General features: G+C 55.4%; 8 protein-coding genes. 2 read left to right on the top strand and 6 right to left on the bottom strand.

The window, feature by feature from the left end:
* Positions 1-249: 249 nt before the first annotated feature.
* The 6 genes from lacZ to AC0YNU_RS14180 form a co-directional block, all read right to left on the bottom strand.
* The gene (gene lacZ / locus AC0YNU_RS14205; RefSeq protein ID WP_475757504.1) at positions 250-3,309 is read right to left on the bottom strand and encodes a beta-galactosidase, LacZ type; all 3,060 of its coding nucleotides are present in this window, start codon (positions 3,307-3,309) and stop codon (positions 250-252) included.
* 284 nt (positions 3,310-3,593) lie between these two features.
* Positions 3,594-4,418 carry a carbohydrate ABC transporter permease gene (locus AC0YNU_RS14200; protein ID WP_475757502.1) on the bottom strand — a complete coding sequence of 275 codons (825 nt, stop codon included), beginning with the start codon at positions 4,416-4,418 and terminating at the stop codon, positions 3,594-3,596.
* The gene (locus tag AC0YNU_RS14195) at positions 4,415-5,305 is read right to left on the bottom strand and encodes a carbohydrate ABC transporter permease (protein ID WP_475757500.1); all 891 of its coding nucleotides are present in this window, start codon (positions 5,303-5,305) and stop codon (positions 4,415-4,417) included. The genes AC0YNU_RS14200 and AC0YNU_RS14195 overlap by 4 nt, the downstream gene beginning before the upstream one ends.
* Before the next feature lie 84 nt (positions 5,306-5,389).
* A complete protein-coding gene (locus tag AC0YNU_RS14190; RefSeq protein WP_475757498.1) occupies positions 5,390-6,694 on the bottom strand; it encodes an ABC transporter substrate-binding protein in 1,305 nt (434 codons plus the stop codon).
* Positions 6,695-6,895: 201 nt separating this feature from the next.
* The gene (locus AC0YNU_RS14185; RefSeq protein ID WP_475757495.1) at positions 6,896-8,677 is read right to left on the bottom strand and encodes a sensor histidine kinase; all 1,782 of its coding nucleotides are present in this window, start codon (positions 8,675-8,677) and stop codon (positions 6,896-6,898) included.
* Positions 8,674-10,308 carry a response regulator gene (locus AC0YNU_RS14180; protein WP_475757493.1) on the bottom strand — a complete coding sequence of 545 codons (1,635 nt, stop codon included), beginning with the start codon at positions 10,306-10,308 and terminating at the stop codon, positions 8,674-8,676. Before AC0YNU_RS14180 ends, AC0YNU_RS14185 begins: the two co-directional genes overlap by 4 nt.
* A gap of 250 nt (positions 10,309-10,558) precedes the next feature.
* Here AC0YNU_RS14180 and AC0YNU_RS14175 point away from each other — a divergent pair, with 250 nt between their 5' ends.
* Both AC0YNU_RS14175 and AC0YNU_RS14170 read left to right on the top strand, forming a co-directional pair.
* On the top strand, positions 10,559-11,173 hold the full coding sequence (locus AC0YNU_RS14175) for a TetR/AcrR family transcriptional regulator (protein ID WP_475757491.1): 615 nt from the start codon (positions 10,559-10,561) through the stop codon (positions 11,171-11,173).
* 46 nt (positions 11,174-11,219) lie between these two features.
* Positions 11,220-13,604, top strand: a complete 2,385-nt coding sequence (locus AC0YNU_RS14170) for an MMPL family transporter (protein WP_475757489.1) — start codon at positions 11,220-11,222, stop codon at positions 13,602-13,604.
* The last annotated feature ends 564 nt before the right edge of the window (positions 13,605-14,168 follow it).

The following is a 14,168-nucleotide window of genomic DNA, read 5'->3' as shown; positions in this document are numbered from 1 at the left end:
ACATCTCCCTTATCTGTTGCATGTATTAGTGGGTTTAGCTGCAGGATTTCACTTGATTACATTCCACAGAAAACAGCCGCCCCTGCGAAGTGCCGGAACCATCTAGAGCAATGACAGCGGCCGGGCGCAGCCAATAACTGGCGTGGTCCCCGGCACCTGCGCCAAACACCAAAAAAGCCGTACCCGGCACTGACTACCGGGTACGGCTTTCTGATATTATGCTTTAAATTGATGGTTGACGTGATGCCGCTACTTCGTATACGGACGAAGCGTAAACGTAAACGACAGGTCTTGGTCGGATGGGACGCGGTATTCCGGATGCACCGGCGCGCCCCAGCTGTCGTCGCCGCCGACGCCCATCTGGCGTCCGGCTACGGTGACGACCGAATAGTGCACATCCGGCAGCTCCCAGACATGGGCTGCATGCTCGAGCTCCATCGCCGTATACGGCGAGATATTGCATTCCACGGGGCTGAGCGAAGCGTCGATCGTCATCCCTTGTCCTTGCGGATTACTTAGCGTCACGCGCCTTACGCCCGTACGATTGCCCGATTCCTGCGGCACGAGATAGCGGGAAGGAAGCTCCTTCACCTGGCGCTCGAAAGTGCCGAGACGCGCGCCGTGCTTACGGTCCGCGTAATTCTCTTCCGGCCCCATCGCATACCAAGACGTTTGATCATAATCCGCGCTCGTCTTGAACGAGACGGCGAAGATCGGCAGCTCCGGCAAGCCGGCGGCGCCGGTATAGTCGGTACGAACCTGAACGCTTCCGTCCGCATAGACGGTATAGGCGATATCGACTTTCACGCCGGGACAGGTACGGAATTCGTAAGCGAAGACGACGGTCGCCGTATGCTCCTCGTGGCGCAGCTCGATACCCGTGCAATTGCGAGCCAAGCTGGCCGCGTACCATACGCCGCCCTCATAGCCGAGCGAATAGCCCTTGTCGTTGTCCGTCGTTGCCCGCCAGAAAAGCGGAGCCGGAGGAACCGCGATCATCTCGCGGCCGCCGTAGCGCAGCGATACGAGCGAGCGCGCCTGCTTCGAGAACAGGACTGCCCAGCCGTCTCCGGTCACGCCGATGTTCACGTCGCCTTCGACGACACGCAGCGTACCGTTCGGTACCGGTGCGGCTGCAGCTGGCTCGATCCGGTAAACCTCTTGGCCGAACGCGATTTCGTGTCCAGCCGGTGCCCACAGCGTATCCTGCTTCAAGACCAAACTGGTCTCGATGGCATATTCACCCGCTGCCTGCTCGCCTTCAGGAAGCGCGAACGGCACGAAAGCTTCCGACTGTGCCAGCACGTCGGCGTCCGCTTGACCGCGGAAGATTTCCCGGCCATCGAGGAGCAGACGATACGTAAGCGACAGATGATCCGTGCCTGCGAACAAGCTTTCATTCACGATTCTCACGCCGTCCCTGCCCGGGAAGAGCTTGTAATCCTGGTACAGGAATTTCACTTCCTGCATCTTCGGCGTGACTTCGCGGTCGGCATAGACGATGCCGTTGCCGCAGAAGCTGTAATCGGTCGGCCGGTCATCGAAATCCCCGCCGTAGGCCAGGTATTCCTGTCCGTAGCGATTCTTCTTAACGAGCGACTGATCGATGAAGTCCCAGATGAAGCCGCCTTGATACATCGGGTACCGGTTCTCCAGCTCCGTGTATTTGTGCATGCCGCCGACGGAGTTGCCCATGGCGTGCATGTATTCGCAGCTGATATAAGGCTTCTCGGGCGATTCGTTCAAGTAAGCCTCGATATCGGCAGGCTTGGCGTACATCCGGCTTTCCATGTCACTTGTGTCATTGTAAGCCCGGTTATGGAACACGCCTTCGTAATGAACCAACCGGCCAGGATCGGCCTGACGGAAGTAGTTCGATACGTTCAAAATGACTTCCCCGGCATACGCTTCGTTGCCGCATGACCAAATCAGAATGGACGGATGGTTCTTGTCCCGCTCCAGCATCGAGATCGCGCGGTCCATCACGATCGGTTCCCACTCCGGCAGATTGCCCGGTACGTTCCACGAAGGCTCCACGACGCTCATTTTCTGCCACGATCCATGCGATTCGAGGTTCATCTCGTCGATGACGTAGAGACCGTATTCATCGCACAGCTCGTACCATAACGTCTGGTTCGGATAATGGGAGGTGCGTACCGCGTTGATATTGTTCTGTTTCATAATCGCAATATCCCGCAGCATGTCCGCCTCGCCGATCGCGCGTCCGTTGCGGCAGTTGAACTCATGGCGATTAACGCCCTTGAACACGATCCGTTTGCCGTTCAGGCACATCAGCTTATCGATCAATTCGAAGCGGCGGAAACCGACCTGCTGCACGATGGCCTCGATCAATTCCCCCTGCTCGCCGACAATCGAGATGACGAGCTTATACAAATAAGGCTGCTCCGCGCTCCAAGAATGCACCTCACCCGCCTCAAGAACAATAGCAAGCTCGCTGCCTTCAATATCATGCTGACCCGTAACGACTGTCCGTCCTTCCGCGTCCAGCAGCTCGAACCGCGCAGCCGACTTGGCGGCTGTCCCATCGACGCTTCCGCTCCCGTTCGTCCCAAGCCGAAGATCGACCTTCACGCTGCCTTGCGAATAAGTAGTGTCCAACTCACCGCGAACAGACAGATCCCAGACATGAAGCTTCGGAACCGTATAGAGGTAGACCTCGCGGAAAATACCCGAGAAACGCCAAAAATCCTGATCCTCCAGCCAGCTTCCCGTGCTCCGCTGGAATACCTCGACCGCCAGCTTGTTCGAGCCCGGCTTGATATAAGGCGTCAGATCGAATTCAGCCGGCGTAAAGCTGTCCTCGCTATAACCGACGAACGCGCCGTTCAGCCATACGTAGAAGGCCGATTCGACGCCTTGAAAGGAAATGTAGACAGGCCCGTCCGTCATCGAAGCAGGCACCTCGAAGTTTTTCACGTAGCTTCCGACCGGATTAGCCTCCGGAATATGAGGTGGTCTGACCCCATCAAGGCCATCCCACGGGTACATCGTATTCACGTACTGCGGGCTGCCCCAGCCTTGCAATTGAATATGTCCCGGTACTTGAATATCGCTCCACCCGTCGCAGCTGTAGGCCGTCTCGAAGAACGAAGCGGGTCGGTCCTGCACGTTCAGGGCGTAGTGGAATTTCCAGCTCCCGTTCAAGCTGCGGCGCATGTCCATCGGCGCTTTGGCCTTGGCTGCTTCCAAGGTCCGGTAGTACCGGTGATCGGAATGGGCATCCAGCCGATTCACGCGGAATACGGCCACATCACTGAGCCATTCTACGGTCGGCGACTTCGTTGTCATGATGTTAACGCTCCTTTTGCTGCTTCTTAAATAACGATTTTGAATAACGAATTTTATGGAGGTGAACAAGTGACCGAAGGTCAAAATGAAGTCGGAGAAGCGCAGGTGAATGCTGCATTCCCCGACATCCGTCGGCAAATGCAAACCAATCACCTTAAGCGTTCGCCTTTGTAGTCAGATTCCAACCTCTACTCACTTATTGATTCAGTGGAATCAGAACTACAACAGCGATCGGAGACTCATTTTGACCGTAGGTCACGCCTTTCACCGAATCATAATCGTTATTATTTAATCGATCCAACCATTCCCGCAACGAAATGCTTCTGCATCAAGAAGAAGACAAGCGCCGTAGGCAGCGTTGAAATGACAATCGCTGTCATAATGATACCGTAATCCGGGGAATAGCTGGAACCTAAATTCGAGATCAACAGCGGAATCGTCCGCTTCTCCGGCGATTGCAGCACGACGAGCGGCCACAAGTAGTTATTCCAGCTGGACATGAACGTAATGATCGCTCCGGCAGCGTAGCTTGTTCTCATCGTCGGCACGTAAATCCGGAAGAACAGGCCGAGCTCGGATAAGCCGTCGATACGGCCGGCCTCCAGCATCTCCTTCGGGAACATCTTCGAGCTTTGCCTGAAGTAGAAGATGAGGAACGCCGTCGTGAACGTCGGCAGGATGACGGAAGCCGCCGTGTCCACGCCGATCACGGGCAGGACGCCGGAGAACTTGGCGAACATCTGGAACAGCGGCACCATGATCGCCGCGAACGGAATCATCATCGACAGAAGCAGAATAGTGAACACGACATCCTTCGCCTTGCTGCGGTAAATTTCGAAGCCGTAGCCGGCGAGCGAAGCGACGAGGAGCGCCAGAACCGTCGTCGTTACCGAGATTTTCGCCGAGTTCCACATGGCTTGGCCAAGCTCGACCTGCTCCGTCAGATGGCGGAAGTTATCGAGCAAATGCGAGCCGGGCATCAATCTGCCGTTGGATACGTCGATGGACTTGTTCGTCGCGCTGGAGATGATCCACAAGAACGGGAAGATCGAGACCCCGGCCGCAATGATCAGGAAGATATAGATGGGAGATCGTTTGAACATCTTCATTTATTATCACCTGCCGCTTTGAACTGAATGAAGGAAAGCAAAATGATCAGGACGACGATCGAATACGACACGGTCGCGGCATAGCCGAAATCCGGCGTGTATTTGAACGAGAGGTTATAGATATATTGGGAGATGGACATCGTCGCGTTGCCCGGTCCGCCCTTGGTAATGTTCACGACCTCATCGAACAACTGCAGCGTGCCGATGGTGGATGTGATGGAGGTGAACAGAATGATCGGTTTCAGCAAAGGCACGGTAATCTTGAAAAATTGCCTGATCGGCGAAGCGCCGTCGATGCGGGCCGCCTCGTAAATCGAATTATCGATGTTCTGCAAAGCCGACAAATAGAAAATCATGTTGTAGCCCGTCCAGCGCCACGTAATCGCGATAATAATCGTAATCTTCGCCCAGAAGGGATCCGTGATCCATTGGATCGGATCGTGAATGAGATGAAGATTGAGGAATAGCTTGTTGATCAGTCCGTCATTGCCGAACAAATATTTGAACACGACCGAATACGCAACCAGCGAGGTAACGCAGGGCAGGAAGATCGCCGTTCGGAAGAAGCCCTTGAACTTCAGTTTGCTGTCGTTCAGCAAGACGGAAATAAACAAGGCCAGCACGATCATGACCGGCACCTGAATGATCAGGAACAGGAACGTGTTCTTCAGCGCGGTCTTGAATACTTTATCGCTGAACAGCCGCTCGTAATTATCGAAGCCCGTGTAATGAATCTGTGCTCCCGTGCCCGTCTTGAACGAGAGCAGAAGCGCTTGGATCATCGGGTAGAAATAAAAGGCGCAGATCAAAATGACCGCTATGGAAATAAACAGCCAGCCCGTCCATCTCGGTTGCAGTCGGCTGCGCGCGACAGATGCGTTTCTCAATTCACTCCACTCCTCTCTTTATCCGCAAGCAGACTGATGCAAGCATACCGTCCTCCAAGGACGGTATGCTTGCACGGGAGACTGCTATTTAAGCTGGGACTCCGCTTGGGATTGCGCGTTCGCAAGCACCTTGTCCAGGTCCGAGCCGCTCATGTAGTTCTGCACTTCGGGAACCAGGATGTCTTCGATCGCGTACGTGTGCATGCCGTAATTGACTTGCGGAATTTTCTGCGTCCAAGCCGCGAAATCGGCAACCGTTTTTTGGCCGCCGAAGAACTCGTCCGCCGCTTTATACGCTTCGCCTTCCGCCGCGCTCTTCAGCGTACCGATGACCCCGATTTGTTGAACCATCTTTTGATACAGCTCGACGTCGGAACCCATCGTTTTCGCGAGGAATTCGGCTGCCGCTTCTTTGCCGTCGATATTCAGGACATACCACGAGCTGCCGCCGAGGTTGGATGCATTGACGGAGCTTGCCGTGTTTTTCAGCTTCGGCATCGGAACGACTGCCCATTTGCCGGATTGTGTGGCTTCAGCCTTCACGGAAGGCGAGATCCAGTTGCCTGTCGGAACCGATGCGACATCGCCGCTGTTGAAGCCGGCCAGGAATTGGCTCCAGTCGGACGTGACTTTGACGATATCGGCCGTCATCAGCTTCTTGTAGGTCGTGAGCGCATCCTTCAGCGCCGCGTTATCCTTCAGGTCCGGCGTCGTGCCGTCGGACTTCAGGTACCAAGAGCCGGCGGATTGAATCATCATGCGGATCAAGCCCAGATCGTTCGGATCCTGCGTCAGCATGAATTTGCCGGTTTTCGCTTTTACCGCTTTGCCGATCTCGATGAACTTGTCCCAATCCACGTTCGTGATGTCCGCTACGGAATAGCCCGCGTCTTTCAAGTAATCCGTACGCACGTAGAGACCCGTTACGCCGGAATCGAAAGGCACGCCGTACTGCACGCCGTCAAGGCTCGTGGATGCGATTTTGTAATCCGCGAAGTCGCTCGACTTGATCAGATCGGACATTTTGTAGAAGCTGTCCGGGTAGGCCTTCAAGAAACTTTGCGCCCGGTAGTCTTCGATCAGAACCACGTTCGGCAGGCCGCTCGTCGTGCCCGAGTTCAGGCCCGTATTCAGCTTCTGAATGATATCCGCTTGCGCGTATTCGATGACATTCACCTTGACGTCCGGATTTTCGGCTGCATAGGCATCTTTGGCCAGCTTCATGGCCGCGATGTTAAAGTTCGGATCCCATGCCCAAACCGTGACTTCTTTGCTGCCGCCCCCGCTGCTGCCGTTGTTCGCGGCATTGTCGTTCGCGTTGTTCGACTTGCTGCCGCATGCGGTCAGTACGAGCACCGCCGCGATCATGATAAAGATCAGCTTTTTCATCGTTAAATCCCCCTTGTTCGTGATGCGAAAGCGTTTGCTTGCTTTGCGTAACCAAAGCTTATCATTCCCTTTAACCCGCACGTTATGACGAATTTGAGATAGATTGGTCATATTCTTGCAAGTTGCAAACGCATGCAAACATAGGAGGCTGGTACTTCTATTGGGTTTAGCATTATCTTTGGCTTTCGCATTGGCTAAGCTTCAGCCTGCCGGCGTTTCCTCGACGAGAAAAGGCAGCCGTACCATGATCCGCGTCCCTTCTCCGGGACGGCTCTGAATGGTCAGCCCGTAATCCTTGCCGTACAGGAGGAGAATTCGGGCATGAACGTTACGGATGCCGATGCCCGTGAACAGATGGCGGTTGCGGTTCGAATCCGGCAGCTTGTCCTCCTCGCCTTCCAGGTTCATGCCGTCGCCGTTGTCTACGACCTCGCAGCGCAGCGTATCTCCGTCGCGCGAGATGATGACATAGATATAGCCCGTCCCCCTCTCCTTGAAGCCGTGAAAGAAGGCATTCTCCATGAAGGGCTGCAGGATCAGCTTCGGCAGGCGGGCCTCCAGACAATCCGGCGAGATGAAATAGTCGACCGCGATGCCGGTTCCGTAGCGCACCTGGTTGATGAATACGTAGTGCTTGAGATTGATGACCTCCTGCCCGACGGAGATCGTCTCCTCCACGTTGCTGATGGAATTCTGAAGCAGCGATATGAGAGCATGCATGGTCTCCGTCGCCTTCGCGTTATCGCCGCGCTGCACGAGGAAATTAACGGATGCGAGCGTGTTGTACAGAAAATGCGGATTGATCTGCCGCTGCAGCGCCGCAAGCTCGGCATTGCGCTGCTCCCGCTGCGTCGCGACGAGCTGAAGAATATAATTGTTCAGCTCGTCGAGCATGTAATTGAAGGCCGTTCCGAGCTCGCGCGTCTCGTAGCTGCCCGTAATGGCGATGTAATTGTGAAAGTTGCGCTTCGTTACGCTCGACATCTGCCTGACGAGCATGCGCAGCGACCGCGTCAGTCTGCGAGTAATGAGGAACAGCGCCAGGAGCGCCGCCGATATTATCCCCGCGCAAATCAAGGTAATCCATGTCACCGGCAGCATGTTGTCGACCAGCTTCTTATCGACGAGGTTAACGATATAGAAGTCGCAGGCAGGCAAGTACTCCGAAAGCATGAGCACGTTGGCCGACTCGTTCTTGATCGTGCTGGACTTCAGCTGCTTCTTCTCGATCTCCTCCGCGCGCGCGAGCATATCCGCGGAACGCTGCCCGATCAGCCCCTGCCGGTTGCTGGAGATGATGAGTCCCGTAGGATCCATAATGATGACGTCGTTGCCCGTGCTCGTGAAATTCGAATAAAATTGCTGGAAATCAGGCTCCCGAATCATAAAATAGAGCAGCCCGTACATCTCCTTCGTGGAACGGGACACGAGCGCCCGCGTCGCCACGATAATCGGATCTCCGGCCGTTCCTTTCTGATCACGCAGAAAATGATAGGATAGTCTCGGCGCCTCTTTCACCGTCATCGCCGTAATCGCGTCGCTCTGCAGCTTCGCCGCGGAGGAAAGCCAGTAATTACGGTCGCTGAAATAACTCCGGTCTCCCATTCCGAGAACGACGGTTCCGACCTCGCTCAGATCCAAGCCGTTCAGAATGTGCTTCATCTGCTCTTTCATCTTGTAATAGGCTTGCACGTCGGCCAGAGAGCTGCCGTTCGTCTCCGTCAGGAAGTTCTTGATCGTCCCGCTCTGCATGACGTCGTTGGATGCCGTAACGACGGAATAATTGAACGTCTCGAAGTTCCGTTTGATTTGCTGAATGATTTTGGAATTCGTAATGCTGAACGTGTTCAGGAACAGATTCTGCGATACTTTCACCGTCATCCAGGACGTCATGGCGGCGACCGCGATGGTGCTGATCACCATCACGACGAAGATTTTACCGAACAAGCTGGACTGCGTTCCTTGCCTCCACGTGAGCTTCATCTCTCGCCCCTTCCATCCTCGGCGTTCCGCCGGTACTGGCTCGGCGATATCCCCTTCAGCTTGCGGAATACCTTCGTAAAATAGCTGTGATCCGAATAACCCACTTGACTGCTGACTTCGGATATCGTTACGTCGCTGCTTCTTAACAGCTCGCACGCCTTCTCGATCCGTACGCGATTGACGTGCTCGCTGAAGCCTTCCTTATTATGGGAAGTGAAATAATTGGACAGATAGGACGGGTTGAAATGAAAATGGGCGGCCATGTCCGCGAGGCTCAGCGGCTCGGCGTAATGCTCCTGAACATAGGTCAGCAGCTTCTGCATCGACTGGCTGCCGGAAGGCCGGCTACGATCCGCGACGCAAGTCTCGGCTTCCTCCAAAAACTGCAGCAGAATACGCTCCGCCTCTTCGATGTCCCTCGCCTCATGGATGCTTCGGAAGTAATCGTATTTTCGCTCATCCAACTTGGCGGCCGGATATTCGAATCGCAGCAGCGCCAGGATAATCGCGAAGACCTGATGACCGAGGAATGATTTGCATTCCTGAATGCTCATGGCCGGCGAAGCTGGCAGCGTAGTAAGGAACAGGCGCAGGCGGCCGAACGCGTGGGCAAACGACTGCTCGTTCAACTCCCGGTTGAAAGCCGCCATGTCGAAGGCGGCCGCCTCGCGGTCAGCGTTCGCATGAAGCTCCATAAATACGCGTTTATGCGGTTGAAAAAAACGGTTTTCCAGCAATTTGGGCACATCGGCATGATAGGCTTTGCTTAATTCGGCTAGATGATGAAAGGTCGGGCTGAGCGCGGCGCGGAGCGGCAAGCAATCCGCCTCGAGCTCCTCCCCCAGCTGGTTGAAGTGCGCCATCATGGCCGCTTCAAAGGAAATGTCGAAATTAAGCAGCAGCCTGACATGCCCGTCATCCTGCGGAAGATCGGAGGAAAAGACGATCGGCGTGTCTTCTGAAAACGCGCGGAGTCGGGATTCGGCCAAGTGAAGCATCTGCGAGGCATGCATGAGCGACGGCGAGGCGGATGCGGCAGCATTGGGCGGATGCGGAGCCGGCATGTCTCTCCGTACGCCGGGCTCATCCCGCTCGAGAGCGAGCAGCGCGTACGAAGCATACGGAAACCGTTCCTTGCATACGGTTTCGTCCTCTTCGTTAAGGACAAAGCCTGCGATCAGCTTGTCCAGCACGGTTCGAAGCGATCTCGCGCTGGCGCTCGAGCCGCCTAAGCCTTGCAGCGAAGGAATGCCCGCGGCGATTTTCTTCAAGATCGCCAGCAGATGGCCGGCGTCCAGCTTTGGCTTGAGGATATAATCCGCCGCGCCGCTTTGGAACGTCGAACGAACATATTCGAATTCGCTGAAGCTGCTCAGCACGACGATCTCGATCTCCGGATAACCCGCCTTGATATGGCGGGCCAGCTCTTCGCCGTCCATGACCGGCATGACGATGTCCGTAATGACGATATGCGGCTGCAGCGTTTGAATCAGCGCCAACGCTTCCTTGCCGTTCGCCGCTTCGCCGACGACCATGAACCCCTCGCTCTCCCAATCGAACAGATGCTTGATACCCTGCCGGGCCAACAGCTCATCGTCGACGATGAGCACCTTGCAATAGGACTGAATCATGATGGCTCTCCCTTTCCCCTGCCTGAATAAACCGGTATTCTCTAAATTATCACTTTTTGCTCCTGATGTTAAACCTCGGGCGGTCGAGCGGCTGCGGGCGGACAAAAGCGCCAACCGTCACAATTCCGTAAAACGTTGCCCATTGTGCATCGTTGCCCATTGGGCAATAATATAATTACAACCTGTTATGCGACACTTGAATTCCGATTCCCATGCTAATGAAATGAGGCGAACGCATAGGCGACTTGCAATGAACAAACAAAGCTTGCGTGACAAGAAACGGGAAGCGACCGCGGATGCACTCGCCAATGCGGCCTTCGAGCTTGCGCTGGAGCGCGGCATGGACAGCTTCGTCGTCGATGATATCGTGCTGAGAGCCGGTTATTCCAGACGAACGTTCGCCAACCACTTCTCCTGCAAGGAAGAAGCGGTAGCGACGGCGGCCGTGATTTTCAAAGGCTCCGAAGAAGTGAAAGTTTGGATCGAAGGGCTGAGCGGCGACATCTCCCCGCTCGATACGCTGCACCAGCTGATGAAGCTGCAGCTGACGGCCGAGCATCTCGTGAAGCTGCGTCAGCTCGTATCCCTATCGAAGCAGAGCAATGCGCTGGAGCCTTATATCCTCAGCGCGTTCCGCGGTTTGCAAACCTCGGCTCAAGAGACGTTGGACGATGTATCTCATGGACGCTACCCCGCCGGGTATACCCACCTTCTCGCCGGTGCTGTTTACGGAGCTGTCCTGCCTCTGCTCGACGGCAGCATGAACGTGCTTCTTCCAGGTCAGCCGGCCGCCGATTCCGAGGATGCGGTGCCCCTCGATGACTACTTAGACACCATGTTCGGTTACTTGCGCAACGGCTTCTAGCTGTTGTCATCACATTATTATCGTATATAAAGGAGAATCATCACGTATGTCGACATTCTTGTACAAGATCGGCAAGTCCTCTTATGACAAGCCCTGGTATTTTATCGTCAGCTGGGTCGTAATCCTCGGCGTTGTGCTCTCTCTGATCGGGGTGAACGGGATTCATACCGGCTCCGAAATGAAAATCGAGGGTACGGAATCGCAGAAGGTGTTAGATCAGTTGGCGCAAGAGCTGCCGGAAGCTTCAGGCGGACAAGCCAGCATCGTATTTACGGTACCGAAGGGAGAACGCCTCGATACGCCGGCGCGTCTCGACGCGATCAGCAAAGCCGTCAACGACGTCTACAACCTCGACTATGTGATCAATCCCGCCAAATTGGCTGCGGAGGCCGGTGCTTCTGCCACGGATGCCGCGCAAGGGAACGACGCTGCTCAAGCAAACGATGCAGCGCAAACGAACGCCGCCTCGCAAGGCGACTCACAAGGAACGAATGACGCGCAACCATCCGCAGGCGAAGCGCCTCCCTATGGTCCGATGATGGTGAACGGCGCACCCGTGCCCGGCGTGATGATTGCATCCGACGGCAGCGTCGCCCTGTTCCAATTCCAATTCACGGTGCAGCAAATGTCGCTGCCCGAATCCGTTCCGGATGCCGTCATCGCAGCCGCGAACACCGTTGAACAAGCGGGCGTTACCGTTCTTCCAAGCGACTCGCTGTCGACCAAGCCCGCCTTGGGCTCGACCGAAGGAATCGGTCTCGTCGTCGCCGCCGTCGTGCTGTTTATCACGCTCGGCTCGGTCGTTGCCGCAGGCCTGCCGCTCTTGACCGCGCTTCTGGGCGTCGGGATCAGCGTCGGAGGCGCGTTTGCGTTCTCCAAATTCATCCCGATGACCGACATCACGCCCGCGCTGGCCCTCATGGTCGGGCTTGCGGTCGGTATCGACTACTCCCTGTTCATCGTCAACCGCCAACGCCGCATGATGCTCGATCAAGGATTGAGCGCGCGCGAAGCGGTGAGCAGAGCGATCGGAACCGCCGGAAGCGCCGTGTTTTTTGCGGGATTAACGGTTATTATCGCCCTGTGCGGCATGCTTGTCATCGGCATTGAATTCCTGTCCGCCATGGCGCTGGTTGCCGCGGCTGCCGTATTCGTCAATGTGCTGCTTGCCTTGACGCTGCTGCCGGCCTTGCTTGGCCTGGTAGGGGAACGCATCTGTTCGAAGAAAGCACGCCTGAAGAACGCCGCGACTAAGAATACCGCCCGGCATGGCTTTGCTCACCGCTGGGTTACCGGAGTCATCAAATCCCGCTTCCTCATCGTGATCGGCGTCATTATCATCCTGGGCGCAGCGGCGATTCCCGTGCTCAAGATGGAGCTCGGCATTCCATCCGGCGCGACCGCCAACCTGGATACGACGCAGCGCCAGAGCTACGATGCGATCTCGGGCGGTTTCGGCGAGGGCTTCAACGGCACGCTGCTCCTGGTTGCCGAGCCGAAGGACGCTTCCGGGAAGGTGACGCCGGAAACGCTGAACAATCTGACGCAAGAGCTTCAGAAGCATGAGAACGTAGCGCTGGTTACGCCTATGGGCATCAACAAAACCGGCGACATGGCCATCATCAGTCTCATTCCGAAGACAGGCCCGACGGACGAAGCGACCAAGAATCTCGTCCATGATCTAAGAGCTTCCGATTCGAGCATGGCGAAGGAGAACGGCGTCAAGATCGGCGTTACCGGCTTCACCGCGATCAACATCGATATGTCCGCGAAGCTGGCCGATGCGTTCCCGCTCTATGTCGGCATTATCGTCATTCTATCGATTATTATTTTGCTGCTCGTGTTCCGTTCGATCATCGTTCCGATTAAAGCCACGATCGGGTTCCTGCTTAGCATTATCGCCACTTTCGGCATCACGACGGCCGTCTATCAATGGGGATGGCTCCATTCGTTATTCGGCTTCGACACGGGCGGTCCGCTGCTCAGCTTCATGCCTATCATGGTAACCGGCATTCTCTACGGACTGGCGATGGATTACCAGGTCTTCCTGGTCAGCTCCATGCGCGAGTCTTACGTCCATGGCCATCGCGGAACGGAAAGCGTCGTTCACGGGTATGATCAAGCCAGCCGCGTGGTCGTCGCCGCAGCCGTCATCATGGTATCCGTCTTTGCCGGGTTTATCTTCGCGCCGGATGTGATGATCAAACAGATCGGCTTCGCGCTGGCCGCAGGCATTCTGATCGACGCGTTCATTGTCCGCATGGCATTAGTCCCTGCCGTCATGGCCATCTTCGGCGATAAGGCCTGGTGGCTGCCGAAATGGCTGGATCGCATGCTGCCGAACCTCGACGTCGAGGGCGACAAGCTGCTGGCCAAGCTGAAAGCGCAAGAAGCGAACGAGATGCCGGCAAACCGCCGCCGTCAGGCTTGATGCTCGACCTGCCAAACGAGGCAACCAGTAACTGAATGCAGACATAACGAAGGGGCCGTTCCTAAGTCAGATGACTGAGGGAACGGCCCCTTTACAATGTCGAGAAAGTCCAAGCGAACGGGGTGCACCTATCTGCACTTATTTCAGCTCTTTTGAACACAACGAACGAAATAAGTGCGTATCTGCACTTATTTCAGCTCTTTTGAACACAACGAACGAAATAAGTGCGTATCTGCACTTATTTTCCGAAAACCAGGCTTATAAGTGCTCCGAAGCTAAAATTAAGTGCACATTTACAGTTATTCTAGGCGATTTGCCCGATTAGCCGAAAATAAATGCATTTTTGCATTTATTTTCTCCCGGCGACGGTTTCATCCGCCTGAGAAGGAGGTCTATTGAGAGTTCAATCGGACTTCAACCCGATTTTGAACCGGTAACCAGTAAAAACCAACCATACCGAAAAACGATCGGTTTCTCTACAATCTGAAAGGGCAGTCCCCAAGTCTGATGACTTAGGAACTGCCCTTTGTTTCGATTCGCTCACTCATTTCTTTCACTCTTTCA

The sequence above is a fragment of the Paenibacillus sp. J31P316 genome (assembly GCF_056269105.1).
This window is presented reverse-complemented; position numbering and strand designations above follow the sequence as displayed.

What these genes read in the sequence shown, in the direction of transcription:
- lacZ (WP_475757504.1), bottom strand. Translation starts at nt 3,309, where the DNA reads ATGACAACGAAGTCGCCGACCGTAGAATGGCTCAGTGATGTGGCCGTA.
- AC0YNU_RS14200 (WP_475757502.1), bottom strand. Translation starts at nt 4,418, where the DNA reads ATGAAGATGTTCAAACGATCTCCCATCTATATCTTCCTGATCATTGCG.
- AC0YNU_RS14190 (WP_475757498.1), bottom strand. Translation starts at nt 6,694, where the DNA reads ATGAAAAAGCTGATCTTTATCATGATCGCGGCGGTGCTCGTACTGACC.
- AC0YNU_RS14185 (WP_475757495.1), bottom strand. Translation starts at nt 8,677, where the DNA reads ATGAAGCTCACGTGGAGGCAAGGAACGCAGTCCAGCTTGTTCGGTAAA.
- AC0YNU_RS14180 (WP_475757493.1), bottom strand. Translation starts at nt 10,308, where the DNA reads ATGATTCAGTCCTATTGCAAGGTGCTCATCGTCGACGATGAGCTGTTG.
- AC0YNU_RS14175 (WP_475757491.1), top strand. Translation starts at nt 10,559, where the DNA reads ATGAACAAACAAAGCTTGCGTGACAAGAAACGGGAAGCGACCGCGGAT.
- AC0YNU_RS14170 (WP_475757489.1), top strand. Translation starts at nt 11,220, where the DNA reads ATGTCGACATTCTTGTACAAGATCGGCAAGTCCTCTTATGACAAGCCC.